General features: G+C 72.2%; 20 protein-coding genes and 2 pseudogenes. 14 read left to right on the top strand and 8 right to left on the bottom strand.

Features of this window, described 5'->3' with window-relative positions; translation table 11 throughout:
- A pseudogene (locus DEI95_RS16775) lies at nt 1-1,320 on the top strand (hypothetical protein); the annotation flags it as partial.
- 100 nt (nt 1,321-1,420) lie between these two features.
- Here the strand turns inward: DEI95_RS16775 and DEI95_RS14915 are convergent.
- A complete protein-coding gene (locus tag DEI95_RS14915; RefSeq protein ID WP_111060731.1) occupies nt 1,421-2,440 on the bottom strand; it encodes an MBL fold metallo-hydrolase in 1,020 nt (339 codons plus the stop codon).
- An 86-nt stretch (nt 2,441-2,526) separates the two neighbouring features.
- Here DEI95_RS14915 and DEI95_RS14910 point away from each other — a divergent pair, with 86 nt between their 5' ends.
- From DEI95_RS14910 to DEI95_RS16765, 3 genes are all read left to right on the top strand, one after another.
- Complete coding sequence (locus DEI95_RS14910) at nt 2,527-3,573, top strand: ATP-dependent DNA ligase (protein WP_111060730.1); 1,047 nt, start codon at nt 2,527-2,529, stop codon at nt 3,571-3,573.
- A gap of 145 nt (nt 3,574-3,718) precedes the next feature.
- The gene (locus DEI95_RS16770) at nt 3,719-3,880 is read left to right on the top strand and encodes a hypothetical protein (protein ID WP_181419599.1); all 162 of its coding nucleotides are present in this window, start codon (nt 3,719-3,721) and stop codon (nt 3,878-3,880) included.
- Entirely contained in the window at nt 3,877-4,026 is a 150-nt protein-coding gene (locus DEI95_RS16765) for a hypothetical protein (protein WP_181419600.1), read from the top strand. The genes DEI95_RS16770 and DEI95_RS16765 overlap by 4 nt, the downstream gene beginning before the upstream one ends.
- Before the next feature lie 63 nt (nt 4,027-4,089).
- Here the strand turns inward: DEI95_RS16765 and ligD are convergent, their stop codons facing one another.
- Nucleotides 4,090-5,109: a non-homologous end-joining DNA ligase gene (ligD, locus tag DEI95_RS14905; RefSeq protein ID WP_110826079.1), complete on the bottom strand. Its 1,020-nt coding sequence runs from the start codon at nt 5,107-5,109 to the stop codon at nt 4,090-4,092.
- 67 nt (nt 5,110-5,176) lie between these two features.
- Here ligD and DEI95_RS14900 point away from each other — a divergent pair, with 67 nt between their 5' ends.
- Genes DEI95_RS14900 through DEI95_RS14890 form a run of 3 tightly spaced genes read left to right on the top strand, consistent with a single transcriptional unit; the run spans nt 5,177 to nt 7,922 of the window.
- The gene (locus DEI95_RS14900; RefSeq protein WP_181436385.1) at nt 5,177-6,010 is read left to right on the top strand and encodes a DUF429 domain-containing protein; all 834 of its coding nucleotides are present in this window, start codon (nt 5,177-5,179) and stop codon (nt 6,008-6,010) included.
- 9 nt (nt 6,011-6,019) lie between these two features.
- Nucleotides 6,020-7,219 (top strand): glycosyltransferase, encoded by a 1,200-nt coding sequence (locus DEI95_RS14895; RefSeq protein WP_111060729.1) that lies wholly within the window; start codon nt 6,020-6,022, stop codon nt 7,217-7,219.
- 7 nt (nt 7,220-7,226) lie between these two features.
- Nucleotides 7,227-7,922, top strand: coding sequence for a uracil-DNA glycosylase (locus DEI95_RS14890; protein ID WP_181436383.1), 696 nt, complete (start codon nt 7,227-7,229; stop codon nt 7,920-7,922).
- A gap of 4 nt (nt 7,923-7,926) precedes the next feature.
- Here DEI95_RS14890 and DEI95_RS14885 read toward each other — a convergent pair whose 3' ends face one another.
- Nucleotides 7,927-8,358, bottom strand: coding sequence for a DUF6892 domain-containing protein (locus tag DEI95_RS14885; RefSeq protein ID WP_110901743.1), 432 nt, complete (start codon nt 8,356-8,358; stop codon nt 7,927-7,929).
- A 94-nt stretch (nt 8,359-8,452) separates the two neighbouring features.
- Between DEI95_RS14885 and DEI95_RS14880 the strand changes: the two genes are divergently transcribed.
- A complete protein-coding gene (locus DEI95_RS14880; RefSeq protein ID WP_111060728.1) occupies nt 8,453-9,907 on the top strand; it encodes an APC family permease in 1,455 nt (484 codons plus the stop codon).
- 72 nt (nt 9,908-9,979) lie between these two features.
- Here the strand turns inward: DEI95_RS14880 and DEI95_RS14875 are convergent, their stop codons facing one another.
- Nucleotides 9,980-10,948 carry an ADP-ribosylglycohydrolase family protein gene (locus tag DEI95_RS14875; protein ID WP_111060727.1) on the bottom strand — a complete coding sequence of 323 codons (969 nt, stop codon included), beginning with the start codon at nt 10,946-10,948 and terminating at the stop codon, nt 9,980-9,982.
- Between the two features lie 140 nt (nt 10,949-11,088).
- On the opposite strand from DEI95_RS14875, the gene DEI95_RS14870 reads away from it, so the two are divergent.
- The gene (locus DEI95_RS14870) at nt 11,089-11,709 is read left to right on the top strand and encodes a hypothetical protein (protein WP_110826084.1); all 621 of its coding nucleotides are present in this window, start codon (nt 11,089-11,091) and stop codon (nt 11,707-11,709) included.
- Nucleotide 11,710: 1 nt separating this feature from the next.
- On the opposite strand, the gene DEI95_RS14865 is transcribed toward DEI95_RS14870, so the two are convergent.
- Both DEI95_RS14865 and DEI95_RS14860 read right to left on the bottom strand, forming a co-directional pair.
- Nucleotides 11,711-12,148, bottom strand: coding sequence for a hypothetical protein (locus DEI95_RS14865; protein ID WP_110891448.1), 438 nt, complete (start codon nt 12,146-12,148; stop codon nt 11,711-11,713).
- A 96-nt stretch (nt 12,149-12,244) separates the two neighbouring features.
- A pseudogene (locus tag DEI95_RS14860) lies at nt 12,245-12,739 on the bottom strand (DUF6264 family protein); the annotation flags it as partial.
- 77 nt (nt 12,740-12,816) lie between these two features.
- Between DEI95_RS14860 and DEI95_RS14855 the strand changes: the two are divergent.
- A complete protein-coding gene (locus tag DEI95_RS14855; RefSeq protein ID WP_111060725.1) occupies nt 12,817-13,146 on the top strand; it encodes a hypothetical protein in 330 nt (109 codons plus the stop codon).
- An 89-nt stretch (nt 13,147-13,235) separates the two neighbouring features.
- Nucleotides 13,236-14,648, top strand: a complete 1,413-nt coding sequence (locus DEI95_RS14850) for an amino acid permease (protein ID WP_110901747.1) — start codon at nt 13,236-13,238, stop codon at nt 14,646-14,648.
- A gap of 2 nt (nt 14,649-14,650) precedes the next feature.
- On the opposite strand, the gene DEI95_RS14845 is transcribed toward DEI95_RS14850, so the two are convergent.
- Nucleotides 14,651-15,091 (bottom strand): BLUF domain-containing protein, encoded by a 441-nt coding sequence (locus DEI95_RS14845; RefSeq protein WP_111060724.1) that lies wholly within the window; start codon nt 15,089-15,091, stop codon nt 14,651-14,653.
- Nucleotides 15,092-15,175: 84 nt separating this feature from the next.
- Here DEI95_RS14845 and DEI95_RS14840 point away from each other — a divergent pair, with 84 nt between their 5' ends.
- From DEI95_RS14840 to DEI95_RS14835, 3 genes are all read left to right on the top strand, one after another.
- Nucleotides 15,176-18,604 (top strand): DEAD/DEAH box helicase, encoded by a 3,429-nt coding sequence (locus DEI95_RS14840; protein ID WP_146243691.1) that lies wholly within the window; start codon nt 15,176-15,178, stop codon nt 18,602-18,604.
- Between the two features lie 66 nt (nt 18,605-18,670).
- Nucleotides 18,671-18,904, top strand: a complete 234-nt coding sequence (locus DEI95_RS16760; protein WP_181436381.1) for a hypothetical protein — start codon at nt 18,671-18,673, stop codon at nt 18,902-18,904.
- Nucleotides 18,898-19,389: a PIN domain-containing protein gene (locus tag DEI95_RS14835; protein ID WP_181436379.1), complete on the top strand. Its 492-nt coding sequence runs from the start codon at nt 18,898-18,900 to the stop codon at nt 19,387-19,389. The genes DEI95_RS16760 and DEI95_RS14835 overlap by 7 nt, the downstream gene beginning before the upstream one ends.
- A 15-nt stretch (nt 19,390-19,404) precedes the next feature.
- Here DEI95_RS14835 and DEI95_RS14830 read toward each other — a convergent pair whose 3' ends face one another.
- The gene (locus DEI95_RS14830; RefSeq protein ID WP_220036662.1) at nt 19,405-20,184 is read right to left on the bottom strand and encodes an aldo/keto reductase; all 780 of its coding nucleotides are present in this window, start codon (nt 20,182-20,184) and stop codon (nt 19,405-19,407) included.
- Nucleotides 20,185-20,203: the final 19 nt, after the last annotated feature.

The raw sequence follows: 20,203 nt of genomic DNA, 5'->3' as shown, positions 1-20,203 counted from the left end.
GCCCCGACGACCCCCACCCCCGCTGCGACCGCGCCGGCCAAGGGACCCGCAGCCGTCGACCCAGCGGAGGAAGCGCCGGCAGTTGCAGCCGCCGCCAAGGTGGTGCTCGCCGGTGACGCGAAGGTCGGCGCGAAGCTGACCGCCGAGCCGAAGGGCTTCACGAAGCCCTCCTCGTTCTCCTTCACGTGGGCGGTCGACGGTGTCGAGACGGACGACGACGGGCCGACCTACACGATCCAGGAAGCCGACCTGGGCAAGGTCGTCAGCGTCACCGTGCTGAACACCCTGCGGGACGGGTCGACGGAGTCGGTCTCCGCGGCCAGCGCCACGGTCGGCGCGGACCCCGCATTCGCCACCGAGAGCTCGGAGGACGACCCGCTCGTGATCACGACGGTCGCGGGCGAGCGCATCGACCTCGACCTCACCGCTGCCGGCTCGCCCGCGCCGACCTACGAGCTCGACTGGTTCTCCGCCGAGGACGCGGAGTGGGCTGACGAAGACGAGATCACGCCGGATGAGCAGCTGCCGGACCACACCCGCTTCGTCGACGGACACCTCCTCGGTGCTCCGCGGGATGCCTATCCCTCGACCTTCAAGGTCACCGCGACGAACGCCTTCGGCTCGGCGTCGCAGTGGGTCGAGATCGACGTCGTCGCGGCAGCGCCGGCCGGTGTCGAGGTCTTCGCCGCCGACGAGGAGGCCGTCGAGAACGAGCCGACCGAGGACACCAAGGCCTGGTTGATCGAGCCGAACGGCAAGGTCCAGACCTTCGAGTTCCAGAGTGACCCGGAGTTCGGCGGCGAGGTCTACGGCACCCTCGTCCCCGGGGGCCGGCCGACCATCGAGCAGGGTCGCACGCTGCTGGTCGGGGGGACCCCGGTCGACCGCTTCGGCAACTACGTCGAGTTCGACGAGGACGGTCCGTTCCCGGCGACCACGGTGACCTCGGACGTCGCTTCCGACGAGATCGTGAGCGACTCGGAGTTCGGCGACGTGGGCATCCGGCCGACCGAGGTGTCCACCCACCACATCACCGTGTCCCAGGGTGCGGCTCCGACGACCTTCGCCCTCGACGTGACTGCTGCGCCGGCCGAGGGCACCACGCCCCCGGTCGCCACGCCCCCGGTGTCGGCTCCCCCGGTGCTGACCCAGCCGGCAGCCGCGCCGATCGGCACCGTCCCGGTCCGCACCGCCGCGCACGGCCGACTCGCCTACACCGGCACCGACAGCACCGACGCCCTGCCCTGGGCGCTCGCCATGCTCGCCGCCGGTGCGGCACTGGTGGGCCTGCGTACCGTCCGCCGTCGCGCCCGTCGCTGACCCGGACGGGAGGCTCCTCCCACGGCCCCGTCGATCCCTCCACGGATCGGCGGGGCCGTTCCGTTCCCGCCCGCCCGCTGGCGTGACGGCGCGCCGCTCGTCAAGCGCCGCGGATCTCCTCGGCGCGACCGAGCAGGTCGGCGTGGAACGCGGTCTGGCTGAGGGCACTCGCGAGCAGGAAGCCCGACATCGACTCGATCCCACCGCTGAACGGCACGCGGGACGCGACCTCGAAGAGCGTCGGCCGGTCGAGTGCATCGAGCGCGTCCGCGACGTGCCGGGTCCGCTCGTTCCGGTGGTCGATGAGGACACGGGCTCGGGACACGACGTCGCGGAACCGGTACTCGTGCCCGGGGCAGACCTCGAGGTGCCCGTGGCCGTCGAGCCTCGCCAGCGAGTCGAGCGCGTCACGCAGCGGGTTCGTCCCGGTCCGGCCGCCGAGTCCGACGCCGGGGTTGATCCGCGGCAGGACGTGGTCCCCGGTGAACAGGAGCCCGTCCGGCTCGTCGACGAAGCAGACGTGGCCGCCCGTGTGTCCCGGCGTCCACAGTGTGCTGATCGTCCGCCCCGGGATCGGCAACACGTCCCCGTCCGCGAGCAGCAGGTCGGCGAACGGTGCCTCCGCCGTCCCCTGCCCGATGCGGCGGCCGGTCCCCCACGCGGCCAGGACCCCGTCGAGCAGCGCGGCCGGCACGCCCCAGGTCCGCACGTCGCGGTCGTTCTGCTCCGCGTCGGCCCGCTCGTGCTCGAGCGCGCGCACCTCCGCGGCGTGCATCGCGACCGGGGCACCGGAGCGTCGCCGCAGTGCGGCCGCGGCACCGAGGTGGTCGGCGTGCAGGTGGGTGACGGCGACGAGGGTGACGTCCTCGAGCCGGCGGCCGACGGTCCGGAACCCGTCGGACAGCACGTCGAGGGAGCCGCCGTCGGACCACCCGGGGTCGATGACCGCGAGCGCCCCGTCGCTCCCCTCGATGACGTACGCGAGCGTGGCGTCGGGCACACCGCCCCGGAAGGGGACGGCGATGGTCCAGATGCCGGGCCGGACCTCCTCGACGGGCGGGAGGGCACCGGCGGCGAGCGCCTCGGCCTGCGCGGTGCTGACGGGCGGCGGGATCGACACACGAACACCCTAACCAGGCGGTGCCGGCGGACCGGGCCGTGACGGGCCTCCAGGCCGGTCCCGCAGCGGGCGGGTAGACAGGCCGCATGGAGACCATCGCGCCCATGCTCGCCAAGGCCGTCGCCACCGTGCCGGACCCCGACAGCATCGCGGGCGGCCTGCGGTACGAGCCGAAGTGGGACGGCTTCCGGGGCATCGTGACGATCGACGGCGACGACGTCGAGATCGGCAGCCGCGGCGCCAAGCCGCTGACCCGGTACTTCCCGGAGCTCGTCGAGGCGTTCCGCGCCCGGTTCGGCGGCCGGGAGCACCCCGTCGTCCTCGATGGTGAGGTCGTCGTCCGCTCCGGGGTGCCGGGCAACGAGCGGCTCGACTGGGAAGCCCTGTCGCAGCGGATCCACCCCGCGGCCTCGCGGATCGCGAAGCTCTCGGTCGAGACGCCGGCGCAGTTCGTCGCCTTCGACCTGCTGCACCTCGACGGCGAGGACCTGACCGGCCGGCCGTTCGACGAGCGCCGTGGCGCGCTCGAGGAACTCGGGGCCGACCTCGCAGCCCCGCTCTTCGTCACCCGCACCACGCTCGACGTCGAGGTCGCCCGCGAGTGGCTCACGACGTTCGAGGGTGCCGGTCTCGACGGGGTCGTGGCGAAGCCGCGGTCGAAGCCGTACGAGCCGAACAAGCGCACGATGCTCAAGGTGAAGCACCACCGCGAGGCGGACGTCGTCGCCGTCGGGTACCGGGTCCACAAGAGCGGGACCGGTGTCGGGTCGCTGCTGCTCGGGCTGTACGACGGCGAGGGCGAGCTGCGGATGGTCGGTGGGGTCTCCGCCTTCACGGACAAGCGGCGCCGGGAACTCGTCGACGAGTTGGAACCGCTCGTCGAGCGGGACGCGGACGGGAGGCCCGTCACCGGTGACGGGGAGCGCTCACGGTTCTCGTCCGGTCGCGACACGTCGTTCGTCCGGCTGGCACCGGAGCGCGTCCTGGAGGTCCGGTACGACCAGATGGAGGGTGACCGGTTCCGGCACACCGTGCAGTTCGCGCGGTGGCGTCCGGACCGCGAGGCGCGCTCGTGCGGGTTCGACCAGCTCGAGATCCCGACGGCGTACGACCTCAGCGACGTCCTGTCCTGATCCGACCCTGGTCTGACAGACCGGATGTCCAATCCGCGCTCCGCAGTGATCAGTAGTTAGTCGAACTAGTGAAACTGTGGAAACATCTGAGGCACCAGGGAAACGGTGGTCGGACACCGTCTCGACACCACGGATCGGAGTGGACATGAGCAACGAGATCCTCATTCGCCGGGCGCAGCGCAGCCCCTTCAGCGAGGTCCGCGAAGCACGTCATCTGCGTGCGCTCCAGACCAGCGCGATCATCAGCGGCATCGCCGGTGTGACCGCCGCCGCGCTCGCCTTCGTCACGATCGGACTCGGCGCATGATCGTCCTGGACGGCGTGACGCAGGGCAACCGCCGCACGTGGTCGCGCCTCACCCGCCTGCACACCGCCACGGTCGGTCTGCCGCTGCAGACCTCGCGCGTCGAGGACGACGGACTCCGCTCCGAGGACGCCTCCTCGCTCGTCTGAGGCCCCGTCCGAGCGGGCGCCGTCCCAGGGGGCGCCGTCCCAGGGGGCGCCTCAGCGGTCCCGTCAGCCCTTCTTCGCCCGGGACGGCTGGACGCGCGGCGGCTCGCCGGGCATCTTCGGGAAGTCCGGCGGGAACGGCAGCTCCCCCTCACCACGCTCCAGGTCGCGAGCCCACCACTCCAGTAGTGGATCGATGCTCCGCGGCGCGGCGGACATCGTCTCCCACGGATCGCCGGTGGCAGCGAGCCGACCGGGGACGGTGCGGATCGTGAAGACGGTCGGGTCCGCGGTGTCGAGCTCCTCCCACGCGAGCGGGGTCGACACGGCAGCGTGCGGGAGCGCACGGGGGCTGTAGGCGCCGGCCATCGTCCGGTCGCGGTTCGCCTGGTTGAAGTCGACGAAGACGCGTTGCCCGCGCTCCTCCTTCCACCACGCGGTCGTCACCTGCTCGGGCATCCGCCGCTCGAGTTCCCGGGCTGCCGCGATCACGGCGTGCCGGACGTCGAGGAACTCGTACGCCGGCTCGATCGGCGCGAAGACGTGCAGGCCGCGGTTGCCGCTCGTCTTCACCCACGCTTCGAGCCCGACGTCGGCCAGGACCTTCCGCAGCTCGTGGGCCGCGGGCACCGCGTCGGAGAAGTCCGTGCCCGGTTGCGGGTCCAGGTCGATCCGGAGCTGGTCCGGGTGGTCGCTGTCCTCGGCACGGGATGCCCACGGGTGGAAGACGACGGTGTTCATCTGCGCCGCCCAGACCGCGACGGCCGGCTCGTCGACCACCAGCTGCGGGTGGCTCCGGGCGCTCGGGTAGGTGACCGTCACCGCGCGGACGTAGTCGGGCGCACCCTTCGGCGGGTTCTTCGAGAAGAACTGCTCGCCGTCGACACCGTCGGGGAAGCGCTGCAGCGAGATCGGTCGGTCGCCGTTCGCCCGGACGAAGGGCTCCCCCACGTCGACGAGGTACTGCGCCAGGTCGAGTTTCGTGATGCCGAGGTCCGGCCACAGCACGCGTGCCGGGCTGGAGATCCGGACCTCCCGGTCGCCCTCGGGTCCGGGTACGGTCAACGTCGTCGCCGGTGTCGCCATGCTGCGGAACCTACTCCCCCGCACCCGCGGAGTGCGTGCCGCGCGTCCGCACGGGCAGGATGGCACCGTGAACGCGTACCTCGGGGTCGACTTGGCGTGGGGCCTCGGGACCGAGCGTCGGGCGCCGAACGAGACCGGCCTCGCCGCCCTCGACGACGCGGGACGGGTGGTCGACGCCGGCTGTGCCCGCGGGGTCGACGCGGTCACCGCATGGATCGCCGACCGGCTCGGCCCCCGCACGCTCGTCGCCGTGGACGCCTCCCTCGTCGTCACGAACCCGACGGGCATGCGCCAGGTGGAACGGCAGGTCGGCCAGCGCTACGGCCGGTGGAGGGTCGCCGCGAACCCGACGAGCCTCGCCTCGGCCGCGAGCGCGGGCACACGCCTGCTCGACCGGCTCACCGCGCTCGGCATCACCTACGTCAGCGACACCGCGAGCATGCGCGACCGCAGCGGCCCGGCGGTCTTCGAGTGCTACCCGTACACGACCCTCGTCGGCGTCGAGGAGTTCGGCTACGACGACGAACGCCCCCGGTACAAGCGGCTCGACCCGTCGGTGCCCCCGGCGGTCGCCCGTCAGCGCCGCGCCGAAGCGTTCGACGAACTGGTCCGGCGCGTCCGCACGAGGCCGCTCGATCCGCCGCTCGACCTCGACGGCGATCCGCGTACCCGGGCGCTGGCGGAGCCGTCGGTGCTGCACGGACCGACGCACAAGCACCGGGAGGACCTGCTGGACGGCGTCCTCTGCGCCTGGACGGCGGCGTTCTGGGAGCGGCACGGCGACCGACGGGTGCAGGTGCTCGGAGGCGATGACTCCTTCCCGTCCGACCCGCGCGACACCGCCGGACGGCTGCCGGCCCTCGTCGCACCGGCGCGGGAGGCGCAGCGTCCCGCTCGCTAGGCTGGCCCGGTGAGCACGACGACCGAACCGCTGCGCATCGGGCTCGTCTCGCTGCACACCTCCCCCGGCGACGAACCCGGTTCCGGCGAGGTCGGCGGCATGAACGTCGTCGTCCGGCACCAGGCCGAGGCCCTGGCCGACCGCGGCCACCAGGTGGACATCATCACGCGACGCTCGTCGCCGACGCAGCCGGACTCGGTCGCGCTCGTCCCCGGCGTGTGCCTCCGGTTCCTGTCCGCCGGGCCCGCCCAGCCCGTGCCGAAGGGCGAACACGACGCCTTCATCGAACCGTTCCGACACGGGCTCGCCGCACTCGGACCGTTCGACGTGCTCCACTCGCACCACTGGTTCTCCGGTGCCGCAGCGCTCCCCGTCGCCCGTGACCGCGGCGTCCCGCACGTCCAGTCCTTCCACTCGATCGCCGCCGACGCGGAGACGCCGCTGTCCGAGGGCGAGCGCCCCGAGTCCGCCGGCCGGATGGCCGGCGAGCAGCGCCTGGCCCGGGAGTCCGACGCCGTCGTCGTCGTGAGCGAGGCCGAGGCCGAGACCGTCCGCACACGGCTCGGCGGTGATGCGTCGCGCGTGTGGATCGTCCCGCCGGGCGTGGACGGGTCGGTCTTCCGTCCGGCCGGCGTCGGTGCCCGCCGGGCGACCGCGCCGTACGTGGTCGCCGCTGCACGCGTGCAACCGCTCAAGGGCCTGGACCTGGCGATCGAGGCCATCGCCGGGATCGACCGGGAGGCCCGTCCCACCCTCGTCATCGCCGGGGACGCGTCGAGCGAGGCCGGCGACCACGTGGCCGAACTGCGTCGGCTCGCCGAGTCGCGGGGCATCGCCGACCGGGTCACCTTCATCGGGCCGCAGTCGCGCGCCGACCTCGCCTTCCTGTTCCGCGGGGCAGCGGCCGTGCTCGTCCCGTCGCACTCGGAGACGTACGGGCTCGTGGCGCTGGAGGGTTCGGCGTCTGGTGTCCCGGTCGTGGCGGCCGCTGCCGGGGGGCTGCGCGAAGCGGTGCTCGACGGCGAGACCGGGGTCGTGCTCGAGTCCCGCGACCCGGCGGTGTGGGCCGCGGAGATCCAGCGCGTCCTGACCGAGCCGGAGTACGCCGTCGCGCTGTCCTCCGCGGGTCGTGAGCACGCCGAGCGGCTGAGCTGGGACCGATCGGCGGTCGGCCTGGAGCGCGTGTACCTGCGGGTGCTCGGGCGCTGAGGACGACGTGACGCCCGAGCCTGCACCGATCGACCTGGCCGCGTTCTGGGCGGCGCTCGACGCGGTCCCGGCAGCGGCGGACGCCGAGCGGTTGTTCGACGACGGCACCGGGGCTGCCGTGGGCGGGACTGCCGTGGGCGGGGGTGACCGCGTCGGCGCTGGTGCCGGTGCAGGCGGGGCCGGAGCGCTGCGTCGGGCGAACCTCGACCGCTACCTCCGGCGGTTCGGCCCGGCGGCCGACACGATCCTGGTCGCCGAGGCACCCGGGTGGCGCGGCATGACGAACACCGGTGTGCCCTTCACGAGCATGCGCGAACTGCAGGACCCGGACGGGCTCTTCGCCGACGTCCCGTTCGCGGTGCCCGAGGACCCGACCGCACCGTGGGAGGCGTCGTCCCGTGTGGTGCACGCAGCCCTGCGCGGGTGGCACGGCCCCCTGCCGGTGCTCTGGGCGGTGTTCCCGCACCACCCGTTCGTCGCACCGGACCGGCTGACGAACCGCACACCGCGTCCGTCCGAGGTGCGGGACGGTGCTCCGGTCGCACTGGCCTTGGCCGAGGCCGTCGGAGCGCGGCGCTTCGTGGCCGTCGGGCGGAAGGCCCAGGGTGCGCTGGCCGCCGCGGGCATCGACGCGATCGCGGTGCGGCACCCCGCCCAGGGCGGCGCAGCCCGGTTCACCGCGCAGCTCGCCGAGCTCCGCTGAGGGACTACGCCGAGCGCACGTCCACACCCTTGGCGGCGAGCGCCTCGGACACGTGCGCCGGCAGCGGAGCGGCGGCGTACACGATGCGCAGGGCCGGCAGGTCGATGACGTCGTCCCAGTTCTGCGGGTCGTAACGGTCGTCGGAGCCGTCCCACCCGGGGTGCACGTCCTGCAGGACCTCGAGGTCCGAGTCGACCGTCAGCTCGGTGACCAGGTCGAGCTGCGACGGCAGCAGGTCGAGGTCGTCGTAGTACGCACGCGCCCGGTCGTCCTGTCCCGGAACGTCGTCCTCGTCCACCACCGTCTCCTCGTCGTCGTCCCCGTCGTAGGGCTCGATGACGTCCAGGTCGTAGCAGAGCACGTCGAGCACGAGCAGCTTCGCGTTGAAGTCCGCGAACTCGATGGGTTCCTCGGTGGTCGTCGACTCCTCGTCCATGCAGGGAGCGTACCGAGGGGCGGCTGCACGTGCCCGACGCGCCGATTCGCCTGTGGGACTGGACAGGAAGCGGTCAGCAGGAACAGGGTGGGGCATGGCGACCACCACGAAGGCCGAACACGACGCGGGGCATCAGACCGAGCTCCGCCGCGTCATCGGTCCGAAACTCCTCCTGCTGTTCATCGTCGGCGACATCCTCGGCACCGGCGTGTACGCGCTCACCGGGCAGGTGGCCGCAGAGGTCGGCGGGGCCGCGTGGCTCCCGTTCCTCATCGCCTTCTCGGTGGCGTTGCTCACGGTGTTCTCGTACCTGGAACTCGTCACGAAGTACCCGCAGACCGCCGGTGCCGCGCTGTACGTGCACAAGGCGTTCGGCATCCACTTCGTGACGTTCATCGTCACCTTCATCGTGATGTGCTCCGGGATCACGTCGGCGTCGACGGCGTCCCGGGCCTTCGCGGCGAACCTCGGCGTCGGGTTCGGGCTCGAGCTGCCGAACGTCGTGGTGATGCTCATCGCGATGGCCTTCATGCTCGCCGTCATGGCGGTGAACTTCCGCGGTGTCAGCGAGTCCGTGAAGACGAACGTCGTGCTCACGCTCGTCGAGCTCTCGGGCCTCGTGCTCGTCATCCTCGTGGGCTTCTACGCCATCGCCGGCGGCAACGCGGACTTCTCGCGGGTCGTGGTGTTCGAGACGCCGGAGGACAAGAGCCTGCTGCTCAGCGTCTCGACGGCGACCTCGCTGGCGTTCTTCGCGATGGTCGGGTTCGAGGACTCGGTGAACATGGCCGAGGAGACGAAGGACCCGTCGCGGATCTTCCCCCGCGTGATGCTGACCGGGCTCGGCATCACGGCCGTCATCTACGTCCTCGTGTCGATCTGCGCCGTGGCCGTCGTGCCGATCGGCGAGCTGGCCGGCAACGAGACGCCGCTGGTGACCGTCGTGCAGACCGCGGCCCCGGACTTCCCGATCGGGTCGATCCTGCCGTTCATCTCGATGTTCGCCGTCGCGAACACCGCGCTCATCAACATGATGATGGCGTCCCGGCTGCTGTACGGCATGAGCAAGCAGGGCGTGCTGCCGCGCTTCCTCGGCCGGGTCTCCCCCACCCGCCGGACCCCGTCGACCGCGATCGTCTTCACGACCGTCATCTCGCTGCTGCTCATCGGATGGGTCTCGCTCGACCCGGAGTCGCCGATCGTCGTGATCCTGGGCGGGACGACCTCGCTGCTGCTGCTCGCCGTCTTCGCGGTCGTGAACACCTCGGTGCTCGTGCTGCGGCGGGACCGGGTCGGGCACAAGCACTTCCGGGCGGGGGTCGTCCTCCCGGTGATCGGTGTCGTGGCCTGCCTGTGGCTCGTGCTGCCGTTCTCGTCCGGTCGTGCTGCGGAGCAGTACCAGATCGCCGGCGCACTGCTCGCGCTCGGCGTCGTGCTCTGGCTCGTGACGTGGTTCACCCACGGGCGGAAGGTCGCGGACAAGGCGCCGACGGGGCTCGTGACCGAGCCGACCGCGGTGCAGCGCGACCCGCGCGACGACCACCACTGACCGAGCGGCGAGGCGCGTCCCCGCCCGACGGCCAGGGTGGCCCGTCGAGCGGGGACGCGCGCGGTACCGGGGTCAGCTCCGGCGGGCGGGGAGGCCGAGCGGCCCGGGGGTCCGGTCGATCGCCCGGACGGCGAGGGACCGGACCCAGTCGAGGCGCTTGCCCGGCCACCCGTGCACGACGACCGTCCACTGCTCGGGCAGCGCCGACGCCCCGGCGAGCGCCCCGGCCAGTCCGCCGGTGATCGCCGCGACGGTGTCGGTGTCCCCGCCACCGCGGACGGCACGTTCGAGGGTGTCGACCACGCCGTCACCGGAGGTGATCGCCGCCACCGCGGCCTGCAGCGACGCGACGACCCACCCGTTGCGCTCAGTGTGGTCCGCGGGCGTGGAGGCCTCGGCCTCGGCGATCCGGTCGAGCCACAGGGTCCGGCGCTCCCGCGGCAGCAGCGGCACACCGCGACGGACGTCGAGCCGGCCACGACGGACCGCGTGCCGGATCGCCACCGTCCAGAGCACGCAGGCGTCACCGGCGTCCTCCTCGTGGTGCGTCAGGTCGCTCACCCGACGGGCGGCGACGGCGAGGGGGCGCTTGGCCCCGTCGCCGAGGAACCCGAGCACGAGCGGCGTCGTCCGCATGAGTGAACCGTTCCCCGCCGACCGACCGCGTTGCTCGTGCACGGCGCGGGCGGCGGCCTTCGCGGCCTCCTCGGTGTTCGCGGTCATCCGGCCGAGGACGGCACGGGTCTGGGCGCCGACGTCGGGAGCGTCCTGCGCCCAGTCCGACCAGGCCGCGAGGAGGCGTCCGTGGGTCCTCGCCTCGTTCCAGCGCGCACCGTTGGCGACCGCCTCGAGGACGGGGATCGCCATGCTCGTGTCGTCGGTCCACTCCCCCGGCTCCCAGCCGAACGGTCCACCACCGCGCATCTCGACGGGCTGGTCCGCGGTCAGAGGCGGGCCGAACTCGTACGGGGCTCCGAGCGCGTCCCCGCACGCACTCGCCAGCACGGCGCCGAGCGCCCGGTCCTGCATCGCTGTGTCCATCGTTCCCTCCGCTGTCCACGGTAGTGCCGCGAACCGGGGGCATGTCGGCACGCCCCACGTCCAGCGGGAGCGCTTAGCCTCTCTGTGGTGAGCGGCTCCCCGGCCGCTCGTCCCGCCCACCCCGACGGAGGAACGACCCCATGCGCCGTGCCGGCATCGCACTCGCGTCGGTCTTCGGCGTCGGTGTCGTCGCCGCCGTCATCGGGGTCATCGTCCTGATCGTCGTCGCGGTGAACTCACTGACCGGGATGGCGTCGTCCTCGGCGACGCCCCGGGCGCTCACCTGCCCGGCAGCACCGGCGAAGACCGTCGGCGGCGTCGTGGTGCCGGCCGGTCCGATCGGCGGGTTCTGCCAGGACCGTCTGGTGAACGCCGCCGAGGTCATCCGCGCCGCTCGCGCCCTCGGCATCGGACCGCACACGCAGGCCGTCGGCGTGATGACCGCGATCGGCGAGTCCGGGCTCGTGAACATCGACCACGGCGACGCCGCCGGACCGGACAGCCGCGGACTGTTCCAGCAGCGCGACAACGGCGCGTGGGGCACGTACGAGCAGCGGATGGACCCGTACACGGCGGCGTCGATGTTCTACGCGAAGCTCGTCAAGGTGCCCGGGTGGAAGACCATGACGCCGACGCAGATGGCGCACGCGGTGCAGGTGAACGCCGACCCCGACCACTACGCCAAGTACTGGCCGACCGCGAAGCGCGTGGTCGAGGGTCTGACCGGCGAGACCGTGCCGGACGTCGCACCCCAGGGCTAGGTCAGGCGGCCGAGTCGACGGGTTCGTCGTCGTCGAGCTCGATCATCGACGCCCCGTCCTCGTGCACGACGACCTGCCCGCGCAGCCGGACGCCGTGCTCGTCGAGGGTGCAGGCCATCGCGTCGACCCACGCCCAGTCGACGGGGAACAGCCCGCTCGCCCCCGGTCGTTCCCACGCGAGGACCACCTGTGCGGCGCCGACCTGCGCGACCACGTCCTCGACGAGTGCGCCGAAGTCCGGCACCCGGTCGTCGGGTTCGTAGGGCAGGTCGGCGACCGGCATCACCAGGTGCACGGGGAGGCCCCGTTCCCCCAGGAACAGCACCCAGCACTGTCGCCGGACGGGCGCGTCGAGGAGGGCGACGACGAGGTCGACCACGTCGGCGTCGGTTCGGACTGCGGTTCGCTCGAGTCGGTCGAGCACGTCGGTGTCTGGCATGCCCTCAGCGTCGCCGTCCGACCCGCCGACGGGCCCCTCCGATGGCCCATCTGTGGACGACCACGACGTCCGGCGGCCCTGTGCAGGAGAGCCGGTTCAGATGCCGATCGTCACCGTGCCGCCCACGACGAGCCGCGCCACCAGGAACACCACCACGACCAGCCCGAGGCCGAGCAGCGCGACCGGCCACGCCGTCCGGCGTCGGACGAGCCGGAGCACGCAGACGACGGCCGCCACCAGGAACACCAGCGCGACGAGCACCGGCCCGAGCGTCACGACCGTCCCGCCGAGCCCCTCGTCGCAGCGGTTGCCCGGTGCGTCGCACGAACCGAACCCGATCGCGAGCAGCATGATCCCCCACCCGGCGGTCAGCGCGGCGAGCGCCCCGACCACCAGCAGGACGACGGAGGCGACCACGTCCGCGACGCGACGACCGCGGCGTCCACCGGACCGGGCCTCCCGGCTGTCCTGGACCGCACCGTCCTGGGCTGCGCCGTCGTGCCGGACCCCGCCGTCCGGGTCTCCCGACGTCATCGGCGGCGGCGCGTGCGGACCGACCGCAGGGCGGCCGCGAGCACGAGGACGGGGCGCAGGAGCACGCGGGCGGAGGAACGCATGGGACCATCGTGCCTCGTCGACGGGACGCCCGTTGCCGCTACGGTCGGGGCATGGCCCGTGCCCGCGACCACGAACCCCCTGCCGCTCCCGCCACCGCGGCCGTGCTGCTCTGCGGGTTCGCCTTCCTGCAGGGGCTCATCCTGCCGGCGGAGGGCGTGGGACGGCACCTCGCGATCGGTTTCCTGTTCGGCGGACTCGGTCTGCTGTCGGCGTGGCGGGCGATCCGGATCGGTCGGCGCCGACGCGCGGCTCGGCGGTGGGCATGGGCCGCAGCCGTCCTCGGGATGCTCGGCGTGGGCATGCTCGCCTACCAGGGGCTCGTCATCCTGACCGGCGGCGCGCTGCCGCCGCCGTTCTGGTGGCCGTACGCGCGGCGCTGACGGGAGGCCCGGCCAGCGTCGGCAGCGGAGGTCCGGTCCGCGGGCACGAGGGACGTGCCGATCCGCCGCGGCGGGTGCAGGATGGCGGCATGGCACCGACGCCGCGATCCTCCACCCTGTTCCGCCGGAAGCCGATCGACACGATCGACGACGACGCCGGAGCCGAGGGCGGCCTGAAACGCCACCTCGGTCTGTGGCAGCTCACCGCGATCGGCATCGGCGGGATCATCGGCGCGGGCATCTTCACGCTGGCGGGGACGGTCGCGAACGGCGTCGCCGGACCCGCCGTCCTCATCAGCTTCCTGGTCGCCGGGGTCGCCAGCGCTGCGGCCGCGTTGTCGTACGCCGAGTTCGCCGGCCTCATCCCGAAGGCCGGCAGCGCCTACACGTACGGCTACGCGGTGCTCGGCGAGATCGTCGGGTGGTTCATCGGCTGGGACCTGCTGCTCGAGTACACCGCGATCGTGGCGGTGGTCGCGATCGGCATCTCCGGCTACGTGGGCTTCCTGGTCGGCCAGTTCGGCATCGACCTGCCGGCGTGGATGCTCGGCGCCCCGGGCACCGGGGACGGACACGTCGTCGACGTCTTCGCGATCCTGCTCTGCCTGCTCACCGCGTTCGTCCTGACCCGCGGCATCCGGAGCGCCGCCCGGTTCGAGTTCGTCGCGGTCGGCATCAAGGTCGCCCTCGTCGTCCTCATCGTGGTGCTCGGTGTCTTCCACATCGACAGCGCGAACTACTCGCCGTACTTCCCGTTCGGCTTCGGCGGCGTCATGACCGGTGCGGCGACCGTGTTCTTCGCCGTGTTCGGCTACGACGCGATGTCCACCGCGGCCGAGGAGTCCACCGACGCCCGGAAGCACATGCCGAAGGCGATCCTGCTCTCCCTCGGGATCTCGATGGTCCTGTACGTCCTGGCGACCCTCGTCCTGACCGGGATGCAGGACTACAAGGACATCGACCCCGCGTCCGGCTTCTCGTCGGCGTTCGCGTCGGTCGGCCTCGGCGGGATCGCGAACGTCATCGCGATCGGTGCGATCGTCGGCATCGTCACGGTCCTCGTCACCTTCATGCTCGGTGCCTCGCGCGTCTGGTTCTCGATGAGCCGCGACGGCCTCATGCCGAAGTGGTTCGCCAAGACGGACCCGAAGCGGCACGTCCCGACCCGGGTGACCTGGATCCTCGGCATCGCGTCGGCGGTCCTGGCGGGCGTGCTGCCCATCGGCGTGGTGGCCGAGCTGACGAACATCGGCATCCTGCTCGCGTTCGTGGTCGTCTGCACCGCGGTCATCGTGCTCCGCTACCGGCAGCCGGACCTCGACCGGCAGTTCCGCCTGCCGTTCATGCCCGTCGTCCCGGCGATCGGCGTCCTGGCGTCGCTGTGGCTCGTCTCGTTCCTGCAGTGGGAGACGTGGGTGCGGTTCGGGATCTGGTTCGCGATCGGGCTCGGCGTGTACTTCGGCTACTCGCGGAAGCACAGCGAGCTGGCGAAGCAGCGCTGACGTCAGTCGCGCCGGTGCTTCCCGAGCGAGGCCGTCGGCGCCGCCATCGGGTGGTTGCGGAACCACCGGAGCAGCTCGCGCGCCTTGCTCGCGTCCGCGCTGGTGTCGCCGGTGAGGAAGTCGCTGAAGCCCTCGGGCGGTTCGACGTCCGTGTCCCGGCTGAAGGCCATCGACCACTCGGGGAACCGGCGGGTGTGGATGGTCTCCTCCACCAGCAGACGGACCTCGTCGTGACGCGGGTCACCGACGATCCGGCCGTACGTCGAGATCACCGCGTCGTGCGGCCCCTCGAGGAGCTGCATGAACCGACCCTCGCGGTGGACGAGGAGGCCGGTCAACCCGTCCTCGGTGTTCCGGACACGCGAGCGCTCCAGGACGGCGTCGAGTGCGGGACCGTCGAAGTGCTCGGTGGCCGAGCTCATGTAAACGAGTGACTGCAGCATGATGATTCATCTTCTCGTTTCCGGCGGCTCCGTGAGGTCCCCAGAACGGGGCAGAGCGTCGGCGGGGCCTGGCACGATGTCCCTGTGCCAGCTGCTCCGATGATCGACGCCGTCGACGTCATCCGATTCGTGGGGCCGCAGACGTTCGGGCGGGCCCGCGACGTCGTCCGCGCCGGTCTCGTCGAGGACGCCACCTGGCACGACGAGGACGGTTCGATCACCGCGACCGTCAGTGGCAGCGCCGACGACCCCTACGACGTGCAGGTCGACACGACGATCGCCCGCGGCGAGTTCGTCCGCCCCGTCCGCAGCCACTGCACGTGCCCGCTCGGCGGCGAGTGCAAGCACGTCGCCGCCGCGCTCCTCACCATCAACGCCCGGGCCCTCGCCGCGCAGGCCGGCCCGAGGACACAGGCGCCCACCCCGCCGACCCCGGACTGGAGGCGCGACCTCGCCCGCCTCGCCGGCGACGACGACGACGACCCGGTCGGGTCCGGCACCGTTCGCGCGGCAGGTGGGATGGGCCTCCAGTTCGAACTCCGCGACGCGGTCCCGGCCAGGCTCGCCGGCCGCGCCCGCGCGGCCGGCCGCACCCTGCCGGTCGCCTCGCGGGCGGTGCGGCTCGGCGTCCGTCCGGTGAGCCGGAGCGCGGCGGCCAACTGGGTGCGCGGACAACTGACCTGGGGTGCGCTCCCCTACTCGATGAACCGCCTCGGCCTCGAGCCCGAGCAGCACGCCTGGTTCATGCAGTTCGCGGCGCTGCACCGCGCCGGACAGCTCGCCGGTCTGCCCGGAGAGAGCGACTGGATCCACCTCGACGACTTCCGCAGTCCGCTCCTCTGGCCGTTGCTGCGGCAGGCCGGGCCCCTCGGCATCGCGTTCGTGACCGGCAAGCGCGAGGGCGGGGTCGAGCTCGGCACGGACGGCCGCGTGCTGCTCGACGCAGTCCGCACCGCCGACGGGCTCGTGATCGGCGCGAGCGCCGTGATCGACGGGCGACCAGTCGCCGAGGGTGCCGCTCGTGTCGTCGGGGACCACGGCGTGTACGCCTTCCGGGAGTCGCCGGAGTTCCACGTCACCCTCGCGCCGACACCGTCGCCCGTCGCCGAGGACCAGCGGCGGATGCTCGTCGAGGCTGCCCGGATCACCGTGCCCGCGGACGAGGTCGACGAGTTCCTGGCGGACTGGTCACCGCGCCTCCGCGGCTCGCTCGGACTCGTCAGCTCGGACGGCTCGCTCGAGCTGCCCGAACGGACCCCGCCGGAGCTCGTGCTCACGGTGACGTTCGAGCCGGCCCGGGCTCCCCGGACGGACGACCGTGCCCACCTGCAGTGGCGGTGGAGCGTCGACGGGCGGAAGGACCCGGTGTCGCTGCACGGACCGCTGCCCGACCTCGACAGCGTGCTCGCCGCCGACGACGCTCCGGCCACGTCGGCTGCTGCGGACGAGTCGGACCCGGCCACTTCGGCGACGTCCGACGACACGGCGGAGCGGTCCGGGCCTCCCGTCCCGGACGCCGACCACGCCGAGCAGACCGATGCCCCCGAGCGCCTACCCGGTCCCGGTGGCGGACTCGGCTGGTTCGAGGACGGGACGATCGACGGCGCCGACGTCGCCGTGCTCGCCACCGAGCTGCTGCCCGCGCTGCCAGCCCGCGGCGTCCGCGTCGTCGTGCAGGGCGAGCGGGTCGACTACGAGCGGTTGAGCGGCCGACCGCACATCCGCGTCACGACGATGCCGTCGGACAAGCACGACTGGTTCGACCTCGGGATCATCGTCAGTGTCAACGGCAAGGAGATCCCGTTCACGCCGCTGCTCCGGGCGCTCGCGAAACGGGACCGGCGGCTCAAGCTGGTCGACAACTCGTACCTGTCGCTCGCGGATCCGGCCTTCGACCGGCTCAAGGAGGTCATCGAGGAGGCCCGCGAGCTCGAGGAGTGGGAGCCCGACCAGCCGCTCAGCGTCACGCCGTACCGGGCCGCGCTGTGGGCGGAGTTCGACCAGCTCGCCGACGAGACCGAGCACGACGAGCGGTGGCAGGAGATCGCCGGGCGCCTGCTCGACGCGACCGCGCCCGCCGACCTCGCGGTCCCCGAGACCGTCCACGCCGAGCTCCGGCCCTACCAGCGTGACGGGTACGCGTGGTTGTCGTTCCTCGTCGAGCACGGGGTCGGCGGGGTGCTCGCCGACGACATGGGCCTCGGCAAGACGTTGCAGGCACTCGCGATGATCGCCGGGCGTCGGGCAGCCGCACCGGAGGCTCCCCCGTTCCTCGTCGTCGCGCCCACGTCCGTCGTCGGCAACTGGGCGGACGAGGCGGCGAAGTTCGTGCCGTCGTTGCGGGTCACGACGATCGCCTCCACCTCGCTGAAGGACCCCGCCCGGGTCGCACGCGCGGCCGCCGCGTCGGACGTCATCGTGACCTCGTACGCCCTGCTGCGGCTCGACGCGGCCGCGTACCTCGACCTGCACTGGTCGGCGCTGCTGCTCGACGAGGCGCAGTTCGTGAAGAACCCGCAGTCGCAGACGCACCGGGTCGCCGCCGAGCTCCGCGCTCCGGTCAAGATCGCCGTGACGGGGACGCCGCTCGAGAACGGGCTGTCCGACCTCTGGGCCCTGTTCTCGATCGTCGCGCCCGGGCTGCTGTCGTCGTGGACGCGGTTCGGCGAGGACTACGTGAAGCCCCTCGCCTCACCCGAGCTCCGCGGCGCCGCCCGGAAGGAGCTCACCGACCGGCTCCGACGACGGATCCGCCCGCTCATGCTCCGCCGGACGAAGGAGAGCGTCGCCGCGGACCTGCCCGAGAAGGTCGAACAGGTCGTCCGCGTCACCCTCGACCCGGCGCACCGCGACCTGTACGAGACGACGCTGAACCGGGAGCGGCTCAAGGTGCTCGACCTGGTCGACGACCTCGACCGCAACCGCATGATCGTCTTCCGGTCCCTCACCCTGCTCCGGATGCTCGCGCTCTCCCCCGCGCTCGTGTCCGACGACCACGACGACGTGCCGAGCGCCAAGCTCGACCTGCTGCTCGACGAGCTCGAACAGCTCGCGGCAGAGGGGCGGCGGGCGCTCGTGTTCAGCCAGTTCACGTCGTTCCTCAAGATCGTGGCGACCGCCCTCGACGACCGCGGAGTCGCGTACGAGTACCTCGACGGTTCCACCCGGCGCCGAGGAGCCGTCATCGACCGCTTCCGGGACGGCACCGCCCCGGCGTTCCTCATCTCGCTCAAGGCCGGCGGCTTCGGGCTCACCCTGACCGAAGCGGACACCGTGTTCGTGCTCGACCCGTGGTGGAACCCGGCCGCCGAGAACCAGGCCGTCGACCGGACGCACCGGATCGGACAGACCCGGTCGGTCACGGTCGCACGGCTCATCGCGGAGGACACCATCGAGGAGAAGGTGCTCGCGCTCGCGCAGCGGAAAGCGCAGCTGTTCGCGACGATGATCGACGACGACGCGCTGTTCGCCGAGGGGTTGAGCGCGGAGGACATCCGGTCGCTGTTGGCGTGACAGGCGGCCGGAATACGACATTCGTACTTCTTGGCGACGGCGGTGCTGCATGGCTACCGTCACGGCATGCTGCTCGAAAGCCCTTCCACAGAGGCCATCAGCGTCGGTGACGACCTCGACCGTTGGCCCGCAGACCGCCTCGCCACCACCACCGGCCCGGGACGTATCCGCCGCCGCAGCGCCGGCGCAACCGAGATCCTCCTCGCGAACGGAGGACGCGTCCGTCTCTTCGCCGGCAACGGCGCCGGAGACTACCCACCGGGCTACCTCGAGCGACTGCGGACGACCGGCGAGTGCTGACGATCGACGCCAACATCTTGATCGCCTGGCTGAGCCGGAAAGACGCCAGTCATGTCCTTGCGGTGGACATCCTCGACTCCCACGAATGGGATGAATTCGCGACGTCCACGATGACCCTCGCGGAGGTCCTGGTCCGGCCCGCCCGGCAGGGCGTGTACCAGGACCGCCTCACCGCCGTGACCGAGTTGGGCGTCCACCTCATCGGCGTCGACGGCGAAGCGGTGCGCACGATGACCCACCTGACCGCTGAGCACGGGTTACGCGGTCCGGACGCGGCCGTCCTGGCCGTCGCGATGCGGGCGAGCTCCGCGATCGCGACCCTCGACAAGAAGCTTGCGGCCGTCGCGCGGAGACTGGACTTCCCGGTCGTCGATGCACCTGCCGACGACCTCGACTCCGAGCACGTCGGGTCCGAAGGCGCGGACACCGGCTCTGCGGCAGACAGAGAACCGGCCTGGTGGGAGCGGGTCCCACCAGGCCGGTGACGGTACTGCGGTCGGTCAGTTGCCGAGGCCGTCGATCCGCGCGATCTCGTCCGCACTCAGCTCGAGCGTCGCCCCGGCAGCGTTCGACCGGATGCGGTCCGGGTTCGACGACTTCGGGATGACGACGAACTGGTGCGCGACGTGCCACGCGACGATGACCTGCGCGGCGTCGGCGTCGTGCGCCTGGGCGATCTCGACCAGCGTCGGGTCCTGCAGGTTGCTCGCCTTGAAGGGGCTGTAGCCCTCGAGGACGACACCCCGGTCGCGCAAGCCGTCAGCCACGGCACGGTCGAACTCGACCGGGCTCCAGCGGATCTGGTTCACGGCCGGGGTCGCGCCGGTCGCGTCGATGAGCTCGTCGATCTGGTCGAGCGAGTAGTTGCTCACGCCGATCGCCTTCGTCAGGCCGGCCTGCTGCGCCTCGACGAGCTGCTGCCAGACGTCCGGACGGGCCTCCCCGTTCGGCGGCCAGTGCACGAGCCACAGGTCGAGGTGGTCGAGGCCGAGCTGGTCGAGGCTCTCCTCGATCGTCTCCCGCACGCGGTCCGCGTTGTCCGGCGGGAGCTTCGTGGTGATGAACAGGTCCTCGCGAGCGAGGCCGGAGTCGGCGATCGCCTTCCCGACACCGCGCTGGTTGCGGTAGCCGGTCGCGGTGTCGATGTGGCGGTAGCCGGCCTGGAGCGCTGCGGCGACCGCGGCGGGAGCGTCGGGCTCCTCGATCTGCCAGGTGCCGAAGCCGAGGAGCGGCATCGACCCTCCGGTGACGGGTACGGACGGTTGTGCGTAGTCGGTCATGCTCCCTTGCTACGCCCGC

Source organism: Curtobacterium sp. MCBD17_008, assembly GCF_003234475.1.
Lineage (GTDB): Bacteria > Actinomycetota > Actinomycetes > Actinomycetales > Microbacteriaceae > Curtobacterium.
The sequence above is the reverse complement of the archived record's forward strand: the minus strand, read 5'-3'. Positions and strand labels throughout refer to the sequence as shown.